Origin of the sequence: Blautia sp. AF26-2 (assembly GCF_003460955.1) — a bacterium.
GTDB lineage: Bacteria > Bacillota > Clostridia > Lachnospirales > Lachnospiraceae > Fusicatenibacter > Fusicatenibacter saccharivorans.
The window spans coordinates 1-20,240 of the sequence record NZ_QTWD01000020.1 but is presented as its reverse complement, the minus strand read 5'-3'; the positions used below and the strand labels follow the sequence as shown (position 1 = coordinate 20,240).

Annotated in this window: 14 protein-coding genes and 2 pseudogenes; 4 read left to right on the top strand and 12 right to left on the bottom strand. The window is 43.2% G+C overall.

Translation table 11 applies throughout. From position 1 onward, the window contains the following. Positions 1-921: 921 nt before the first annotated feature. The 11 genes from DWY63_RS17550 to DWY63_RS17500 form a co-directional block, all read right to left on the bottom strand. Positions 922-2,175, bottom strand: a complete 1,254-nt coding sequence (locus DWY63_RS17550; protein ID WP_117802726.1) for an ATP-binding protein — start codon at positions 2,173-2,175, stop codon at positions 922-924. A gap of 336 nt (positions 2,176-2,511) precedes the next feature. Next, positions 2,512-3,036 carry a flavodoxin family protein gene (locus tag DWY63_RS17545; protein WP_117510850.1) on the bottom strand — a complete coding sequence of 175 codons (525 nt, stop codon included), beginning with the start codon at positions 3,034-3,036 and terminating at the stop codon, positions 2,512-2,514. Positions 3,037-3,113: 77 nt separating this feature from the next. After that, positions 3,114-3,266 carry a Tex-like N-terminal domain-containing protein gene (locus tag DWY63_RS17540; RefSeq protein WP_330410166.1) on the bottom strand — a complete coding sequence of 51 codons (153 nt, stop codon included), beginning with the start codon at positions 3,264-3,266 and terminating at the stop codon, positions 3,114-3,116. Between the two features lie 5 nt (positions 3,267-3,271). Continuing rightward, positions 3,272-5,014, bottom strand: coding sequence for an extracellular solute-binding protein (locus DWY63_RS17535; RefSeq protein WP_117802725.1), 1,743 nt, complete (start codon positions 5,012-5,014; stop codon positions 3,272-3,274). Then, a complete protein-coding gene (locus DWY63_RS17530; RefSeq protein WP_117802724.1) occupies positions 5,011-6,720 on the bottom strand; it encodes a cache domain-containing sensor histidine kinase in 1,710 nt (569 codons plus the stop codon). Before DWY63_RS17530 ends, DWY63_RS17535 begins: the two co-directional genes overlap by 4 nt. After that, positions 6,683-8,242, bottom strand: a complete 1,560-nt coding sequence (locus DWY63_RS17525; protein ID WP_117802723.1) for a response regulator transcription factor — start codon at positions 8,240-8,242, stop codon at positions 6,683-6,685. Before DWY63_RS17525 ends, DWY63_RS17530 begins: the two co-directional genes overlap by 38 nt. Positions 8,243-8,389: 147 nt before the next feature. Further along, positions 8,390-9,226 carry a carbohydrate ABC transporter permease gene (locus DWY63_RS17520; protein ID WP_022462031.1) on the bottom strand — a complete coding sequence of 279 codons (837 nt, stop codon included), beginning with the start codon at positions 9,224-9,226 and terminating at the stop codon, positions 8,390-8,392. Continuing rightward, the gene (locus DWY63_RS17515; protein ID WP_022462032.1) at positions 9,226-10,068 is read right to left on the bottom strand and encodes a carbohydrate ABC transporter permease; all 843 of its coding nucleotides are present in this window, start codon (positions 10,066-10,068) and stop codon (positions 9,226-9,228) included. Before DWY63_RS17515 ends, DWY63_RS17520 begins: the two co-directional genes overlap by 1 nt. Positions 10,069-10,237: 169 nt before the next feature. After that, complete coding sequence (locus tag DWY63_RS17510; RefSeq protein ID WP_117802722.1) at positions 10,238-11,575, bottom strand: ABC transporter substrate-binding protein; 1,338 nt, start codon at positions 11,573-11,575, stop codon at positions 10,238-10,240. Between the two features lie 281 nt (positions 11,576-11,856). Beyond that, positions 11,857-13,116 carry an IS110 family transposase gene (locus DWY63_RS17505; protein ID WP_117802721.1) on the bottom strand — a complete coding sequence of 420 codons (1,260 nt, stop codon included), beginning with the start codon at positions 13,114-13,116 and terminating at the stop codon, positions 11,857-11,859. A 565-nt stretch (positions 13,117-13,681) separates the two neighbouring features. Beyond that, positions 13,682-14,227, bottom strand: a complete 546-nt coding sequence (locus tag DWY63_RS17500) for a LysR substrate-binding domain-containing protein (protein ID WP_243001915.1) — start codon at positions 14,225-14,227, stop codon at positions 13,682-13,684. On the opposite strand from DWY63_RS17500, the gene DWY63_RS17495 reads away from it, so the two are divergent. Continuing rightward, positions 14,221-15,042 carry a YeiH family protein gene (locus tag DWY63_RS17495; protein ID WP_330415535.1) on the top strand — a complete coding sequence of 274 codons (822 nt, stop codon included), beginning with the start codon at positions 14,221-14,223 and terminating at the stop codon, positions 15,040-15,042. The two genes, DWY63_RS17500 and DWY63_RS17495, sit on opposite strands and share 7 nt — an antisense overlap. Before the next feature lie 78 nt (positions 15,043-15,120). On the opposite strand, the pseudogene DWY63_RS17490 reads toward DWY63_RS17495, so the two are convergent. After that, positions 15,121-15,332: pseudogene (locus DWY63_RS17490) on the bottom strand (transposase); the annotation flags it as partial. 195 nt (positions 15,333-15,527) lie between these two features. On the opposite strand from DWY63_RS17490, the gene DWY63_RS17485 reads away from it, so the two are divergent. The 3 genes and pseudogenes from DWY63_RS17485 to DWY63_RS17475 form a co-directional block, all read left to right on the top strand. After that, positions 15,528-17,711: a helix-turn-helix domain-containing protein gene (locus tag DWY63_RS17485; RefSeq protein WP_117802719.1), complete on the top strand. Its 2,184-nt coding sequence runs from the start codon at positions 15,528-15,530 to the stop codon at positions 17,709-17,711. 68 nt (positions 17,712-17,779) lie between these two features. Further along, positions 17,780-18,931 carry a Gfo/Idh/MocA family protein gene (locus DWY63_RS17480; protein ID WP_117802718.1) on the top strand — a complete coding sequence of 384 codons (1,152 nt, stop codon included), beginning with the start codon at positions 17,780-17,782 and terminating at the stop codon, positions 18,929-18,931. A gap of 238 nt (positions 18,932-19,169) precedes the next feature. Beyond that, positions 19,170-20,123, top strand: a pseudogene (locus tag DWY63_RS17475) (IS91 family transposase); the annotation flags it as partial. Positions 20,124-20,240: the final 117 nt, after the last annotated feature.

Below are 20,240 nucleotides of genomic sequence, written 5' to 3'. Positions count from 1 at the left end.
TTATATCCCCATAGCTGAAGCAAGGGGTTTTACGACGCATTGGATAACAACTGTGTCATTAATCCTCAATAACCAGTACCTTCTCACCCTATCACATTTCCGAGATAATCACACCTTCACTTAAAGCGACTTGATTCCATACTTTACAGATCAGTTCATACTTATTTCAACTCACATCTTTCTGGAATACGACTGTAAGAAGATCCAACTTTACAAATTTCTTTTTTCTAGATTTTTTCTTCAATATATCCCGTTTTCTGTAGTAAACGACTCTTCCATCGTATCTGATATTTCCTATACGCACTGGAATGTATTTCCTGTGTTTTACATTTATTCGCAACAATTCGGTATTGCAATTGATATTCCACTAGCTGAGACCGCAAAGCATTTTCCGTTATTGGTTTAATTGGGTTGTCAAGAGTGTGCAGTATTTTTTGGGAGTTCTATAGAATCAGCTTTACTGCATCAATCAATTCCTCTCTGAATCCTTCAAGCTCATCCATTGTGATAACTCCATCTCCAACCAAATATGCAATGTCCCAAATCGCCGTGGATTTCCGAATTTCAATCAGAACTCCCGGATTTTTCTTATCCTGCCTGATACGCTTCTCAAGTGTCCAGAAATGATCTGATGCATTTCCTGTGTTCGCAGGGTCAGGTACCTGTTGCAGATGTTGCCTTGTATAGGATCACAGAGAATCCGTGTCAAATCCAAAAGTTATCGGGATTTTTGCTCCGTTTAAATGAAACTTCCGGTCCAGTTTCTGATACAAATTCTGGATTAATGCCCTCAAAATCGGGATTTCTTTCTGCAATCGCTAGCGTAAAAACTGGTCTTCTCGATTATCATAAATCATTATTTTATGTTTCCTCCTGATGTAAGGTGCTGACCCCAATGCTATGAATCTTCTGTGTTCTCGGTCACTTAATTATATATTTTGTTCCTCTGCCTTTTCCTTCAACTGCAACCACACCCTTTTCTCCCATGGTTTTAAGTAAATGTGTTGTTTTTGATTTTCCAAATGGGACATATGGTGCAATTTCACTTATTGATTTTAACATCGTCTTACTTAATAATTTGTAAATTACTTTTTCGTCCTCAGTCAAATTAACATTCGTTTCAAATAGCGGCAACACAATTTTTATAGCATTTTCTGATACCTCAAAATCTGGTTTTATCAGACTCTCTGCATATAGTTGTTTTATTCGTGTAATTCCCATTCCAAATATCTCTACAAATCCCAATCTGTAAAACACATTTGCAAGATTTCTATTCCTTAAAACAGAAAGTTTACCTGATAAATATTCTTCGGCTGTTATTCCAGCTGGCAATCCACCAGGAGATACAACCTCTATTCTATCATCAAACATAGAAACTCTGATGTGTGAATCAATATCCCATACCCTATGAATTAAAGCATTTGCAATTGCTTCTCTGAAAGCTGCTTGTGGTATTTTCTCCATTGTTTTTCTATCAGCGCCCTGTATGACTTCATATTGGTAATAGTCTTTAAATACAGCAAGTGTTTTTTCATATACATCTAAAACTGATACATTTTCAAAGGTTACTCTTTTTTGAATAATACTGATGTTCTCACCGAACTTAACAAGATCAATTCCGGAAAAATGATTTTTATCTGCCAAAAGTCCTGCTGCATTATTAAAACCATTTGCATTGTCATACAGATTCAGTGTCTTTAAAGTATCCTGATTGAAACTTTCAATCTGAATATTTTCTTTTAGTTTATGCTGTAAAAAATCAAAAGATAGCTCCTGATCTTTACACTGTAATTCTTCAAAGCTAATATTTTTTCCTTCTAATACAAGCCTTGAAAATTCAAGTGTGTCTACCTCTATCGTTGCTGTATCATTTCGTTTGTATGCTTTCGATTTATATAAATATGGCTTCTGAAGACCACTTTTTACAGTAAGTTTTATCGTTTGATCATTATTCTGTAGTTCAAGCATATAATTTGGCTGAGGCGAAATACTGTCATTGATTTTATTTTCGATATCCAGGCAAGCCTGCTTTACATCTGGCAAGCCTTTTACATTTCCATCATCATCTACGCCAAAAAGAATCATTCCGCCATTATAATTCGAAAAGGCACTGACTGTTTTCAAAAAAATATTCGTAATCGTTTCCTTGAATTCCAATATTCTTGTTTCACGCATAGCAATCATTTCCTTTCCCAGTCTTAATGGTTATATTATATGTTTAAATACGCGAAAAATCAATCGTAAATTTTTACGATTGATTTTTCAATTGATTTTGAGTGTGTTTTTCTGTTATTCTTCTTCATTTCAATTCACGTCTTCACGGGAGACGACCAATGCCGCTTCACTTTATAGTAAGTGTTCTACCGGTTGCGATTTTTCTGGGCTGGTATAATTTATTTATGTTTTTTTAGATTTTTTTATTTTCTCTTTCGAGTCCCAGACATCCTGACAAATGCTTTCATCATTATTTTTATTTTTTTCTTTCCTGAAACCTGGAACTTTAAATATGCTTTATAAGTTTTTTCCAATATTTTCAAGTTCTTTTATAGAATCCTTGTTTTTTGCAAGTTCATCACTGGCTGTTGCATAATATGATTTTTGGAAAATCATATCCCATGAAAGATATTTCGCCATGCAGTCGAACTGTTTGTCAATTAACTCATACTGGATACTGTCCACCGGGGATCCTCCCACAACGATTGTTCCAACTTTTTTATTTTTCAGCTGCAAACCGCGGCAGTAGCACTTATCAATGATAAGTTTCAACTGCGCAGACATTCCCCACCAATATACCGGAGTAGCAAAAAGAATCACATCTGCAGCAGTAATTTTATCAATCGTGGGATTTGTATCATCCTGATCAATACATCCTTTATAACATTGACAGACCCCACATCCCTTACAAGGTGCTATATGAAGTCTGTCTGGTTGGATGATTTCAATCTCATTCTTTTCTGATGCCCCTTTTATAAATGCGTCAATCGCCGTCAGCGTGTTTCCCCTTCTGGCACTTCCGTTAATAATCACAATTTTCATGTATGTTTCCTCCAGCTTCTGATTTCATGAAATCATTATACCTTTTTTCGCTTATCCTGTCATCACATTTCATCAGATCAGAACCTGTCAAAACCTTTCTCCTTCGCGATTGTCGCACGTGTGCGGCGCTTTGGACGATATGGGCGATACAGGTCTTCTACTGCCACAAGCGTTTCCGCTGCCAGAATCTGTTTCTTTAATTCTTCTGTCAGTCTCTGATTAATATCCATTCTTTTTAGTTCTTTCCACTTTCATAGGCGTTCTGCACCCGTTCGGTCAGCACTTTTCCACCGTTTGCATACCATTCTATCACAAAAGTATCAAAGTAATCCACTGGTTTCTCCCCACTAATGATCTGAAGAAATGCTTCCTGTTCCAGTTCCTGTAATTCTTGCGGAATTTCTGCATTTACATTTTCCAGAGGCAATGTCGATGTACTTGTTATTCCTGCCTTCTGCAGTTCCCCCACAGCCTGAATTCTTGACGCATACGCCGCCCATCCATTCGCGGTTGTCAGCTGTCCATTCAAGTAAGATTTACATGTATTAAAATAAGACTTTTCCAAACCGCTAAGCTCTGATACATCAAGCGTCTTATCCAGTGCTGCCTGAATATGTTCTGTCGTACGGTAAAGTGCATCCTCATAATCCACATTAATATTCAGTGGCCGGGCCGTCGGATCTACATTAATAGAAAAATAATCATTCACTTCTCTTGCCGCACTATCCTTTGCATATCTAGACTGATCAAAAATCGCACTCACATACTTTGCTACAATTTCCGGATGCTCATATCCTTTACGCACCACCACATACATCCACTGGTCATACGATTCAAAAACTGATATCTTCTGCGTCTCATTTACCTGTTCTTTGTCTAAAAGATACGGTTTCCACTCTGCATTTGAATCGACATTATATGCTGCACTCAACGGGTTATTCGGAGCCCACCAGCGTCCATAGATAGCACCGCAATGTCCGGTTTTTAACAGATCATCTATGTTTTCCGTCTTTCGTAGCAGGAATCTCTGGTCGAGTATCTCATCCTCATATAGATTGTGAAGTTTCAAAAGCGCTTCTTTTGTTTCCTGTGTTACTGACCCATAAACTACATTTCCATTTTTATCCAGGATCCAGTGACATGGCATTGCACCGGCATGTATAAAAGTTGCATCCACTCCATAAGTCTGATCCGCACCGGCAACCACGTCTGTACTACAGGCAAGGCCGATTGTCTGACCGTCTCCTGCTGCATCCTGTTCTACAAATGCCCGGATCACTTCCAACGCTTCTCCTACTGTTTCCGGTTCCTTTAATCCCAACTTCTCAATCCAGTCTTTCCGCAGCCAAAGAAGCGGAGTTCCATCGTCAATCACCGTATTCGGAAATGCATATAGCTTTCCATCCACGGTTGCAGACTGTAAAAGAGAATCTCCATAACTTTCATACATTTCTTTGATCGTATCTGTCGTACACTCTTCATACGTTTCTGTAAGTTCTTCGATCAGGCCTGCTTCAATCAGGCGGAGCAGGTTATCTCTTCCCTTCACAACAAGCACGTCTGGAATATCACGATCTTCAATCGCTACATTGACCGCCTCTTCATAAGTATTGCCATCCTGCAATTCAAAGACATCTTCATTCTGAATATTAAGTATTTTCTTCAAATATCTCGTATATGCATTATTTTCGTACGTATCTCCTACAGGAAGATTCGAATTATTCGCCCCTGCAATCTTGCCAAGTGTATAGGTAACAGTCTCAGGATATTTCCCAAGTGGTGTATGCATCGCTTTATACATCAGCTTTCTTTTCACTTCAACTGCATTGCTTGCACCAGACTCACTTTGAGATGCTTCTAACTGTTCCATCTGTCTTTGACTTTCCTTCGTCTCAAAATAGGTTCCGCACCAAAGCATCAGCAATAAAATTAATGCAAGCTGGGCTGAGAGAATTCGCTTTTTCATATCGTTTTTCATAACACCTTCGCCTCCGTGTTCTTCGGAATTCGGATAAAGACCCGCGTTCCTTTTCCTGGAGTACTTTCTATCTTCATCTCACCTTTTTCTCCATAAAGGACATGGATTCTGTCACAGACATTTCGCACACCATAACCGGAGGACTGATATGTCAGAATCTGATCCGCCTTCTCCTGCGTCATTCCCGCACCATTGTCCCTGATTTCAAAGAAAATGTGCTCAGCCTCTTCACGAATCGTCAGCCACAACGTCGGATTCTCATTATCTGACACATCAATTCCATGATCGATTGCATTTTCTGCAAGTGGCTGCAGGATCAACTTCGGTATCAGATAATCATTAAGACCATCCGAAATCTGTTCAACCACACGGAACTCATTATCATGCATAACAAGTTGGATTTTGAGATATGCACGGATGTTATCAATTTCTTTTGCCACTGTAGTCATTGTTTCACCACGATTCAGGCTTGTCCGATAATAAGTAGACAGTGCCAATGTCACATGACTGATTTCATCCTCCCCCGCTTCAATTGCTTTCCAGTTGATGATTGAAAGCGAATTATAAAGGAAATGTGGATTGATCTGTGCCTGCAGTGCTCTCATCTCACTGTTCTGAAGCTGGATCTTACTTTCATATACTTCTGAGATCAAATGGTTCATCTGATCCATCATGCGCCGAAATGACCGGATCAGCACACCCACCTCGTCTTTGGATTTACTCTGCACGGTAACTTTACGAAGTCCCATATTAATCAGGTTCATATTTTCAGTCAATAACTCCAACTGCGATACCATACGGAGGGAAAAAACATATCCCAGAAAACTCAGAAGAAGAACACTGATCAAAATAATCGGAATATTTTTGAGCAAAAGCTTATGGATTGCGTTTTCACTTACTGCCTTTGGACGATAGATATAGAAATTCCATCCTGTATCCTTCATTGTCCGCCGTACCAGATAATAATTCTCACTGATACCTTTCAGACTCTCAATATCCTTCGGACGATATTTCTTATCCATAGAACACTCGGCATAGACAATATTTCCATTATCATCCTGAATCATGCCTCCTGTATTATCTGTGAGCTGGCTCATGAATGGTTCAAGAACTTTTTCATAATCCAGACGCATCTCCAACACCGCTTTGATCGTATCATTGTCATAGAATTTCCGACTGGCAATGATTGATTTATTCACACCGCGAGTGATGCTCCACTGCATTAATGTTCCCTCATTCAACCTGGAATACCACTGTTGATTCTCCGCATCCGACATTGGAAGAAGTGTATCTCCATGTGGCACTTCTATATTGTCAGAATATAATGTAATGCTCTGGATCTCTTTGTGATAGATCGTCGGCATCTGCAACAGTGGATCAGCCACCTTCACATATTTCAAATACTTCTCATAATCCGACTCTGTCTCCACATCAAAAATATTCCTGAGATTTTGAGAATAAGACAGATAATCAACCAGGTTCTCATAGATCTGAGACTGATTCTCAATCGAACTCACTGACTGTTCCAACATTTTCTCCAGATTGTACTGTTCCTTCTCTCGCAATTGATTCATCATGCCATACTGCATGGAAAAAGCAAGGAATCCTACCGGAACCAGTCCTGCAATCAGCATCAAAACAGACAGTTTTTTACGAAATTTCAGATTTTCAAATCGATGGATCAACTTCCGTATTTGTTTTCTCATCCGCCGCTATTCCTTTCCTGCATGCTTCCGGTGTATCTCCGAAAAACTCTCTGAAACTTCTGCAGAAGTATGAGTTATTGGAAAATCCTACTTCTTTCGCAATTTGGGAGATTTTCATATTCGTTGTCTCTAAAAGCTCTTTTGCTTTATTCATTCGCACTTCACGGATAAAACGGTTCAGTGTCATCCCTGTTTCTTCTTTAAATACAGCACTTAAATATCCCGGTGACAGAAAAACCATTGCGGAAAGTGTCTCTGCTCCCAGATCCTTTTCCTTATAATGGTGATAAATATATCCCTTCACGGTTGTAACTTCTGATCGGAACCCATCTTCCTGCTCTTGCATGCAATGTTCATATTCCTGAAGTACTTCTTCTACTATAGCAATCACATCATTAAGGTTTCTGCAGCGATATAATCGATCCACTCTCTTTGAAAGCATCTTTTCATCCAGCCCTTCCATCTGGTCGAGCAATTCTTTCATAATTCCAGAAAATACAAACTTTACATACATATCCGAAAATTGCTTATGCGCACGATATTTTTCTTCCAGTCTCTGAAAATCCTGACGGAGATGTGGCAGATCTTTATATTGAATATCTTTCGTAATCTGTTCCATGATTTCAGAATCTTCTGCCGGATCAGCTTTCTTCTCTTCCTGCTTCTCCCCGTGGAAAAACAGATGCTGACGTGGCTGATAGAACTGCTCTTCTAACATTCCTTCCAGCACCTTAAATTCCTCTGCCAGATTTTTTCCATCTTCGATTTCCTCACTGACTGCAAAATAGCATTCACTGTCAAACTGTTGCGCAAAAAAACGATACATTTTCTCTACGATTCCATGATAATCTGCATATTTTTCCGTGAACAAAAAGATGGATTCGTTCGAATTCAGATTCACATAATGAAACTCTCTCTGCACCTCTTCCTTCAGGCTCATCAGGAAATGTTCCTCTTCCGTTTCGAAGAATCCATTTGAGGCACTGACAAGAACCATACGGGTAAATTGGGACAGATCATCTTCCATTCCATCTGTAAGTTTCTTAAACTGAACAAAATCTTCCTCTTTTCCCCCATACAGATATTTCAGTAAAAAGTATTTTTTCAGATAATCTTCTTTCTTTTCCTGCTGCTCTTTTTTCTCTATCTTAGAAGAAATATTTTCCATCACTCGTTGAAAAGTCTTATGGAATTCCTCCGGATCAACCGGCTTCAGAACATAGTCCACAACTCCATACCGCAATGCTTCTCTTGCATAAGAGAAATCATTATATCCGCTGAAGATCACGATTTCCATATCCGGATGATCTTCTCTCACTGCTTTCGTCAGCTCCAGTCCATTCATATAAGGCATCTTTACATCCGAAAATAAAATATCCACATGGTTTGATTCTAATACTCCCAGTGCATCCTTTCCATTCGTTGCTTCTAGGATCTGGAATTCTCCTTCCTCCCTCTTTAACAGAAAGCGGATTCCCCTTCGCTCCAGTTTTTCATCATCCACGATCAATATTGTAATCATTTCCCCACGCCTCCCACACGTTCACTTTACATTTTCACTATTCCTCTTATAACGTCCGAAAACAGCAGGGAATGTTCACTCACTCTCTGCTGTCTTTTTTTAATTTTTATAATTCTATTTTAATTCATTTTTTAGACAATGTCCACACTAGCCTTTAACCGCTCCGGCTACAACACCTTCGATAATATATCTCTGGCAGAACAGGTAGAAGATGATAATCGGCACAATTGCAAGAACCAGAGTTCCCATCATTGCTCCCATATCTACAGAACCGTATCCACCTTTCAGATACTGAACTGCCATCGGCACTGTCTTATATTTTCTCTGATCCAGTACGAGTGATGGAAGCAGGTAGTCGTTCCAAATCCACATTGCCTGAAGAATTGTAACTGTTACGCAAGTCGGCTTTGCAATCGGAAGTACAATTCTGAAGAATGTCTGGGTTGGTGTACATCCATCAATCATTGCAGCCTCTTCAATCTCCAATGGAATGGATTTCATGAACCCGGTAAACATAAAGACGGAAAGTCCTGCACCAAATCCAAGGTAGATCACAACCAGTCCCCACGGATTTCCCATATGAAGCATATTTGCGATCTTGGATAATGTAAACATTTCCATCTGGAATGGCACGATCATTGCAAACAGGCAAAGCATGTAAAAGATCTTTGTAAATTTTGTCTTCACACGGCAGATATACCATGCACACATGGAGCAACATAAGATAATCACTGCTACAGATAAGATTGTGATAAATAAACTCCATCCAAATGCCTGAATCAGCCCTGTCTGCTTAATACCACGGGTATAGTTCTCTAATCCGACATACATCTTTCCGGTCGGTATCTCGAACGGTGCTTTACTGATATAGACTTTTTTCTTAAAGGAGTTGATAAATACCAGTATGATCGGATACAGATACAGCAGGCTGAGTAGTGTAAAAATAACGGTTAATAATGTACCATGTTTTACTTTTTTATTCATTACTGCTGCACCTCCTTTGATGTTGTCAGTTTATTCTGGATCAATGCAATCACTCCTACGATAATAAAGAAGATAACTGCTTTCGCCTGTCCTACACCTTCCCAGCCAGTTCTTCCATAGAATGTATAATAGATATTCAGGGCAAGCATTTCTGACATCTTATCCGGTCCACCGTTTGTCAATGCAAGGTTCTGGTCAAAAAGTTTAAATCCGTTTGTAAGTGTCAGGAAGGTACAGATTGTAATGGATGGCATAACCATCGGAATTGTAACATATCTTAAAAGCTGTACTTTATTCGCTCCATCAATCTGTGCTGCCTCGATCAGCTCTCCAGGAATATTCTGGATTCCTGAGATGTAGATGATCATCATGTATCCAACCTGCTGCCAGAGCATCAGGATAACCAATCCCCAGAAACCATATTTTGAAGAATATGTAAGTGTTTTCTGGAAATGTGCCAGAATACCATTTAATAACAGCTGCCATACATATCCAAGTACAATACCACCGATCAGGTTCGGCATAAAAAATACAGTACGGAAAATATTGGTTCCCTTAATATTCTTTGTCAAAAGCATTGCTACCGCAAATGCAAAAATGTTGATCAATAATACTGTCACAATTGTAAATAATGCGGTAAACCAAAGAGAGTGAAGAAAATCTCCGTCTCCAGGGATCTTTGCATAGTTGCTAAGTCCAATAAATTTAGCGTCTGTCACCGTTGTGAACTTGCAGAACGAAAGATATACGCCTAACACAAACGGTGCAAGGAAACCTATCGTGAATGCAATCAGCGTCGGTAATACAAATACCGGAAAATATCTCTTTATTGCTTTTTGCATGTTCTTCTCCTCCTGTCTTTCTTTTCTGTAAAAAGCCTTTCTGCGCCTTTGCTTTTCACAATTCTAATTACATAATTTCAGCCTGCCCCGGTATGCTCGTTGGCAGGCTGTTTGATCTTCTTCTCTATTTCACAGCCTTTTTATCTGCCTATCCTGTGAAAAGTCTTTTTTATTCGTTTGCTGCTGCGTATTCTTCAGCCCATCCATCAACAAATGCTGTCTGTACACTATCCCATGCGCCTGTACCCTGTGCATAGTTCAGAAGAGCTCCACCAAGATTGTTTTTCCAGTTCTCAGATGGCATTGTTGTAAAGTTCCAGCTTACTGGTGTCTTTCCTGCCTCTGTATACTCAGCATTTGCTTTTACAAGCGGGTTGTCCGGAAGGTAATCTGAGAATGTTGTGAACGGTGTTACAAATCCCATCTCGTTAGCCAGCATGTCACGGCCTTCATCGCTCTCAACTACCCATTTCATAAAATCAAGTGTTGCCTGAATGTCTTCTTCTGAAGCGTTCTTATTTACACACCAGTAGTTCTCAGATCCTGTACAAAGTCCCTGATTTTCTTCTCCATCAACTCCGATGTAGATTGGAAGCATTCCCATATCTTCATCTGCTACTTCATTATCTTTGATATCATTGTAAGCCCATGTACCATTCTGATAGAATACTGCTTCGCCAAGTGCAAATTCACTTGCTGCGTCATCTCCTGTCTTAGAAGAAATCATAGATGGCTCACATGTAGAATTGTTCAGATACAGATCCCAGATCTGTTTGTAGTTGTCAAGGTATGTTCCTTTGATTGCATCTGTGCTGTCAATTCCGTCTGCCTTATACTCATAGTAGATTGGAAGATTTGCAAGGTGTGTCTTGAATCTCCAGTCAGAGGAAGAATCCATTCCTGCTGAAGTAAAAGCTCCTTCTACTCCAAGATCATCTTTGTGTGCCTGAATCTCTTCTGCAACTATCTTAAGTGCCTGGAAGTTATTCAGATCATCAATTGATTTGATACTTGCATCCGGCAATTCGAAGTATTTGTTCAGAAGAGCTTTGTTGTAGATCAGACCATAAGTCTCAATAACATAAGCGATTCCATCTACTGCGTCGCCATCTTTTAATATATAATCGTCAGACTCGACATCTTTATAAACATCGCTGTCTGAAAGGTCATAGCAATAATTTTTCCATGTAGCAAGTCCAACCGGTCCGTTTACCTGGAACAATGTTGGTGCCTCATCTTTTGCCATCTCTGATTTCAACTGTGACTCGTAAGTTCCTGATGCTGCTGTCTGTACATCAACCTGGACACCCGTCTCATCTGTATACTCTTTTGCAAGTTCTACCCACTGGTCAGCCTGCTCTGGTTTAAAGTTCAGATAATAAACTTTTCCGGATGACTTATCTCCTTTCGCTGTTTCATCTCCGCTTGATGTGGCTCCACATCCTGCAAGCATTCCTCCTGCCATTGAAGCTGCAAGTACAAGTGCAAGAATCTTTTTCTTCTTCATAATTGAATCCTCCTTTTATGATTACTTTTCTTTGTTTTTCTTGATGATGTTATTATAAGAAAAAGTTCCAAAATAAGATATAATAAAATTCCAAGAAACATAACACTATTTCAAGATTATTGTAATTTTTGAAGATTTTGTGTATGATACAAGAGTTCGCCAAGAACCAAAAATGAAGTTTGAAACAAATAAGTAGAGAACAGCCACGAAATAGAGGGCATAGCAAACAAACCACCGGATTAGCTGGTTTTGAAAATTGAATATATAAACGCAACACCTAATTAGGAGACCGGCGAAGGCTCATCTTTAATGAGATACCCTCGTTGCCTTAGAAGATTAAGTGCCTGTGAAGTTGTAAGAACTTTTTCTTTTTTCACAGGACGTGATTCAAGAAAACCATCGGATGTATAAGGTTTTAAATCTGTGAGTATGTGCCAGATAGCGGTCAGGATCATACGGCAGCGTGCAATAATGGCTTTCTTGTGGCCACGACGTGTTTTGATACGCTTATAGCGGGTGGTAAATTCAAAATGTTTCTTCGATTTGATTAAAGCATTTGCAATCTGTACCAGAACTGGTTTAAAATAAGAACCAGCACAGGAAATCCGAGTGGATTTGATTTTACGGTCGCTCTTATCATTTCGGGGACAACATCCAGCCCAGGAGACGAGGTGTTTTGCTGTGAGGAAGACAGACATATCACCACCAATCTCTGAAAGCACCTGAATTGCAGTCATTGGATTCTTATCGAATCCAGGAACCGTTCTTATTAAGTTTAAAGCAGCCTCGTATTTATCACTGAGACGAAGGATTTCCTGTTCTACTTCTGAAATGTGCTTTTGAAGTTCGTCTATGTGATCAAGGCACTGTCTGAGCTTTACATCCTGTTCTTTCGAGATATTACCATCAACGGCCGCCTGAATTTCTTCTATTGGAGTTTTACAGCGGCTGTCAACAAAGGGTGACACATCAAATTTTTCCCCAGGGTGCTGCAAAATCTGTTCCGTAATGGAACGGGAAGATTTCCCGAATACATCAGAAAAGACATCATCAAGCTTCAGATTGGAAACAGTAAGACAATTTTGGGCACGATTCTTCTCACCGGTAATCATACAGGTGAGTTTGAAACGGTATCTTACGAGATCCCTGAGTTCTCTGATGTCAGCAGGTGGAATAAAAGAAGGTTTCACCATGCCGCACATGTATAGATCACAGATCCATTTGGCATCTTTGCGGTCGGTCTTGTTTCCTTTCATGGGTTTGGTGTATTTCGGATGGGATAGAGTAACCCGGATTTTGTGTTGCTCTAAGATATTGAAAACAGGGATCCAATACTTGCCGGTAGATTCCATACAGACATCGTTACAGTTGTATTTAGCAAGCCAGACACACAGCTGATGCAAACCTTTAGAAAAGGAAGAAAAGCGAGCCTGCTTATACTCTGTACGATTATTGGAATCCGTGATACCGATACAGGCATAAATCCATGTTTTGTGGACATCAAGTCCACAGCAGTTAAATTTAAAAATTTTAAAAGACAAGTAACTACCTCCTGATAGCATAATGATAAAACGGACAGTGACTGGTCATCCGGCGAGATCGAGTCGACTTCGGAAGAGATAAGTTTCCGGGCTACAGTTATGCGCCACTCATTGATGCCTTAACGGATGACCGACAACATATAAATATGCGAGGTTGCCGCTATACAGCCCCGCCACTCACCTCCACGTGTTCTGTAGTGTGTCAGTCTTATGGAACCATCATATCAGAAGGGAACAAAAATAGAAAGTGAAGGTAACCAACACGTTTCATGGCGCATTGGTGGCTTTCGCAGAAAGACGGGAAATAAATATGGATAAATCCATGTTCATAATAATTCTTTCTCCATAGTCAGATAGTGCAGCTAACCTAAACCAAAACAAAAAACTTCATAAACAACGTCATGGCGAAGCCCCCTTCGCTCTTTTGTTATGTCATTTTTTATTTCCAGCCCATTATACACTATTTCTGACGATTTGAGAAATTTCCTATAAAGCAAAAAAGGCTCGGTGGGTGCAACACCGAGCTTTCGTTTTTCTATTAGAAACTATCTGACAAATCAGAGCTTTAGCAGGTTGCAAGAAATAGATCGGCTTTAGGTTCTGGAACCGAACGGTTAATATAAACAAGATTGAATTCACCAGTGATCTCCATGTCCTCCACTCTAAATGTTGCCAAGTCATTTCGGCAGTGGCTAATTGGTTCATATGCAAAAGTAATCAAATGATCCATTGCAACCAAGTCGCAAATAATAGAAAAATTACTGATGGACGAATGCCGACTGAAGCTGTCCAGTGAATAACCTCTTGCGGCCACGGCTTGTTCCTGAAGCATGTGTGTTCCGGAACCTTTCTCACGCACAAGCAGGCTTTCCTGAAGAACTTCCTCAAGAGAAACGGTTCTGCCTGCAAAAGAATGACGGCGGCTGCATATGCCCAAAAAGCTCTCTTTTTTATAGAGGCGGTGCGGATACTTTTCTTTATCGAACACGCCTTCAATTATTGCAAAGTCCAATTCTCCTCGTTCGAGCATAGCAAGCAATGTTTCGGTATTGTCGACCAGCAGATCAATCTGGTGATTTTCTTTTTTTAGGAATTGGCGTACCGTTGGCACGAGAACATATTCTCCTATGGTTTTGGTGGCTCCCACCCGCAGATGCAACATATCGGTCTGCGCAAATCCGGCGCGGAGTTCATGCTCTGCTGCCCGGGATTGTGCTGCCGATCATCGTCGCGCTGCTGGCTTGCTGGCTTGAGAGCCTGTTGCCCATCCACCTGATTGGCTCTGCGGTAATTGCCATGTTCATTGGCATGTTTCTTAACCAGTTCGTTCGCAAGACGGATGTGTTCGCCACAGGGCTGAAGTTCACCTCCAAGAAGATATTGAAATTCGCCATTATCCTGCTGGGGCTGTCGCTGAACATCACCACCATCTTGCACGTAGGCCAGATGTCCCTGACATTAATGGTCTTCACCTTGCTGACCTGCTTTGGCGGCGGTTACTTCATCGGCAAGGCGCTGGGACTGAACTGGAAGCTGTCCAATTTGATTTCCGCTGGTACAGGCATCTGCGGTGGCTCTGCCATTGCCGCTATCGCCCCCACCATCGACGCGGACGACAACGACGTTGCCTACGCCATGTCCGCCACCTTCCTATTTGACATGGCGATGATCGTGCTGTTTCCCATCATGGGCCGGGCACTGGGTATGACGGATCAGGCCTTTGGCATCTGGGCAGGTACGGCGGTGAGCGGCACCAAGACTGCCAGCAAGTTCCTGATGGTCTGCGCACTGGCTACCATCGGATTGAATACCTCCTTCGCCAGCATGAAGAAGGCTGGCATCCGCCCCATGATTCACGGTTTCATCATTTCTGCGCTGGTTGTAATTGTGGCGCTGCTGGTGGAGATGGGCATGGGAATCGTGTAAGAAAGCTACAAGACAATTGAGCAAAGCCACAGTTCAAAACAAAACTGTGGCTTTTGTCTTTGGATTGAGGAATGGCGTTACGTATTTGCTCGAATTACGCAGCTGATGGATGATGCAATTCTGAATTTCCGTCTTGGGAAATACAGCCCCAATCGCCGCAGAGAATCCCGTCAGGTTATCCGTGCAGGCAATGAAAATGTCCTCCACGCCTCGTTTTTTAGCCCGTTGAGTACCGTTGCCCAGTACTTGGCACTTTCGTTTTCTCCTACCCACATCCCCAACACGTCTTTTTTAAGGGCACAACGCACATATCCTTGCTCACTCTTTTTTCATTTTCTTGTTACGGTCTTTCGGGGCAACAGCCCCATCAAATCGCTTGTAAAGCGATTGTGCTTTCGAAAAAAGCATGATACGATATTGCCATAAGCAGTGATGTTGCAACACATAGCTACAATCTACAATAGTGAAAGGAGACGATCTCACCAATGCGATGCTCCCTTGTTTCCAACAAAATAATCCAAGCCCGTGAACGTTTGGGACTCACACAGCAGCAGTTAGCGGAAAAGCTTTGTGTAACCAACAAAGCCGTTTCCAAGTGGGAATGTGGCGTCACACTTCCTGACATCTCGCTTTTGGTGCCGCTATGCCGTGTTCTGGGTCTGACGGTGCAGGAACTGCTGGATGAATACGACGGCAAATTCGGTAATACCCCCGGCTGCCAGACCACGGAAGATCCTGCGCAGGACACGCTGTTTGCGGCGCAGCAGCACAGCCATTACCTGTATATCGATCTCAAAACCACCTCTACGGTGTCGCCCCATTTGTTTGGCCACAACCTGGAGCATACCAGAGCCAGCATCATGGATGGTCTCAGCGCCCAGATGATCCGCAACCGGAAGTTTGCCGGCGCTGCGGCGCGCAACGGCGTAGCGCTGGACTGGGAAGGCATCGGCGAATGCGTGTACTTTGCCAATGAACACCGCCTTCCCGGTAGCAACGCAAACGAAGCTTATGTATGTCATTACGCGCACAACGGCATGTGGCGGCGTAACGAATGTCAGTCCCAGATGATTCAGAACCCAATTCCGAATCAGGTGAGCGGTATCCGTCAAAAAGAGCTCTTCCTTCAAAAGGACAGGAGCTATCCGTTTGCCGTCATTGTCAAAGTACAGCAGCCGCTGGATGTGCGCGTCGCGCTCACCAACGCCGATGGTACGCAGATTTATGCGGAAACCGTTTTTCCTGTTCAGCCCGTTCTAGCGAAGGAGGATGCACAGGAAGAGGTGGATGAATGGCAGCGCTTTGAGACGATTCTGACCCCCGGCGTCGACGATGCGCATGCCGTGATAAGCATTACCTACACGGAGCAGGCACAACTGCTCATCGGCGCAGTTTCCATGATGCCGGACAATCATTTCCATACCATGCGCAGGGACACCGTGGAAAAGCTCAAGGAAATCGGCGTGCGTCTGCTGCGCTGGCCGGGTGGCAACTTTGCCGGCGAATATCGCTGGCAGGATATGTTCCTGCATCCCGACAGGCGCGCTCCCATGGAGGGCTACATGGAAAATGAAACGCAGCCCTTTACACACGGCTATGACATGCATGAAATAGACACCGACGATTTTATTGCACTGTGCCGTGAGATCGGCGCGGAGCCCTTCCTCACCATCAATGCCGCCTGGGATTCCCCCGAAGTATGCGCCGCCTGGGTGGAATACTGCAACGGCCCTGCCGAGAGCAAATACGGCAGGCTGCGTGCCCAGCGCGGTCATCAGGAGCCCTACAATGTCAAATGGTGGTCGCTGGGCAACGAAATGGGTTATGGCCACATGGAGGGCGCAAATACGCCGGATGGATACGCATCGCTGGTGGAAACGCATGCGCGTGCCATGCTGAAGGTTACGCCGGATCTGAAATTTGTTTCTTCCGGCCCCTATCCGAATCAGGAGTGGGTAGATGTTTCCATCAAGAAGCTGGCTCCCATTGCGCCATACGTTTCTCTGCATACGTACAATTCAGTCCATTGGGACTTCACCTCTCCGGAGGGCATGGAGCGCTGCTATAACGAAATGATCCGCATGCCCATCCACAATCTAGGAATCCTGCGCAGGCTGCATGACATGCTCCCGGAAAAGACATTCATCTCCTACGATGAATGGAATCTGTGGAAAACATGGTGCCGCAATCCTTCCTCCATGGAGGGCATCTTCACTGCGCAGATGCTGCACATGTTCATGCATGAAAGCGAAAAACAGCGCATGCCCATGGCCTGCTACTTTGAGCCGGTTAACGAAGGCGCCATGCAGGTGCATCCGGATCATACCGAGCTGACGGCAACCGGTCAGGCCTTTGCGCTGCTCTCCCGGCATGCCGGCGGAAAGCTGTGTACGGTAGATGGTGTAGAAGACTTTGAAGTCGTTGCCACCATCGATGATCATCATGTGCTGACCCTGACGATGCTCAACCTGAACTGGCAGGAGGAAACTACTTACTCTCTGAATAAATGCGGAACAATTCTGGAAAACAAGGTACTTCAGGCCGAAAATCTGTTGCCTGGTACCCCGTTTACGGAAAATCCCCTGATGATTCATGTCAAGGATGATATTATCAAGGCGAAGCTTCCACCCCGCAGCGTTGCCTGTATCAGTATTTCACTCGTCGAATAACATACACGGAATGCAAAAAAAATAAAATGAAAACAGCAAGTCGCTCACAGCATGAAAGGAGTAATTTTATGAAAAATGGAAAGTTGACGGTTGCCATCGTGGGCATGGGTTTCGGCAGCTGCTTCCTGCCCATCTATCTGAAGCATCCGGATGTGGAGCATGTCATTATGGTGGATACCAATCCGGACCAGCTGAAGGCGCTGGCAGATATGTACCTGCTGGACGAAAGCTACTACACCACCGACTTTGAATCGGTATTGCAGAACCCGGATGTGGATGCGGTCCATCTGGTCATTCCGCCCGCGCTGCATGCGCCCATGTCGGTTCAGGTGCTCAACGCAGGCAAGCACTGCGCCTGCACCATCCCCATGGGTATGTCCATGAAGGAGCTGGAAGACGTTATCAAGGCGCGGAAGGCTTCCGGCAAACACTATATGTTCATGGAAACTTCCGTCTACACCCGCGAGTATCTGTATGTGAAGGAGCTGTACGAATCCGGCGCAATGGGCAAGCTGCAGTATATGCGCTGCGCCCACTATCAGGATATGGAGGGCTGGCCCTCTTACTGGGACGGCTTCCCGCCCCTGGCACATCCCACCCATGCCATCGGCCCCTGTTTTGCTCTGGCAGGGCAGCGTCCGGTCAGCGTCTTCGGCAGAGGCTCCGGCAAGGTCCGTCCGGAACTGGAAAAGCAGTACGGCTGCCCCTTCGCCTTTGAGTCTGCTCTGGTGGCCTTGGAGGATGGCGAGACGACCGTTGAAATGGAGCGCTTCCTATACCATGTCGCCCGTGGCTACAGCGAATGCTTTAATATCTATGGTGAAAACAAGTCCTTTGAGTGGGATCAGCTCAACGGCGACAAACATGTGATGTTCAGCCGGGATCTGGTTTGGGAGAACGAGAACCGCGGCGGCAAGATCGATGAGGAATACGTTCAGGTTCCCGATTATGCCCATCTGCTTCCGGACGTCATTGGCCGGTTTACCTACGAAGTGGCCTATGACGAGGTCAATCCCCATCTGTCCTTCAAGCAGGGCGGCGGTCATGGCGGTTCCCATCCGCATCTGGTCCATGAGTTCGTTACCAGCATTCTGGAAGACAGAACTCCCTTCCCCTCCGATATCGATGCGGCCTACTGGACCGGCGTTGGTCTCCTGGCCCACGAAAGCGCCATGGAAGGCGGCACCGTAAAGTCGCTGCCCAAGTACGAAGAGCTGTAACGGGAGCCGGTAAAAACGCAGTCTCCCCAAAAAAGCCGAACCAATCGTTCTGCCTCAAATTGTCCATACAGCCAAGAGGGCTTGCCTTGATTTTGCCCAGCAATGCATCTTCAGCAAAGACCGCGGTCAAGGCTTCTCCCACAATAAAAAAGTGTCTGCGACACTCTCAACTCCCCTAACCCCTCATTCATGAGGGGAAGGGGTTTTCTTATCTCCTTCTTTATTGTAAAATTCTATTATGAATATATTACAATCCATCTTTACCGATTATTATGAACTCCATCCTCGTCCTGCTGTCATTGAAAATGTCAACAAGATGATTCATTGTGGTGACCCTTCTTACGGTGGTGCCATGTATGGCTGTCCTCACTGTGGAAATCTTAAATTTGTTCCCTTTCGCTGTAAAAGCCGTTTTTGCCCTTCCTGCGGAAACAAATACAACCAGCTTCGTTCTTTTCATATGTCCTGTAAGCTTGTTTCTTGCGTTCATCGCCATTGTGTTTTCACTATCCCAGCGGAACTTCGCGTTTATTTTCTCGAAGACAGGACTCTCTTAGATTGTTTATTTCATTCTGTTCGTGATGTTGTTTTACGCATGTTTTCCAAAATGAATAAAACCGAAAACTTTACTCCTGGGCTTATCTGTATTCTTCACACTTTTGGGCGTGATTTAAAATGGAATCCTCATATCCACGCTCTCATCTCCGAGGGTGGGGCTGGTAACATCACTCCTTGGCGTCCTGTCAAACACTTTGATTACAGTTTCCTTCGTAATGCTTTCCGCAAAGTCCTGCTTGAACGACTTACCTCCCGCATTGGTCCGACTTTTCGCAAAGTCAAAAATGAAATGTACACGAAACACGCTGACGGCTTTTATGTCCGTGCAAAGCCAAATCTTTGCACTCCTGATATCACCATTAAATACATCAGCCGATACCTCGGCAGACCTGTTATTGCCACATCGCGTATTGATACTTATGACGGCAAAAATGTAACCTTTCATTACACCAGACACGAAGACAATAAAACTGTTACTGAAACCATTCCTGCTTTGAACTTCATTCAAAAACTCATTGTCCACATCTCCGAAAAACATTTTAAAATGCTTCGCTACTATGGGATATATGCCAAACATCATAAGCAGGAAATGAAGCTCCGTAAATGTATTTCTGCCGAAAAACAATGTTTCCTACATTCTAGTTAGCAACCACCTGTTCAACTGGTGGTTTATTATTAGCCCTCCAAAGGGCTATTGTTACTGCTCGCCCCAAAGGGCGGTATCGCAAGCACTTTTGCTGGCCCGCTATAA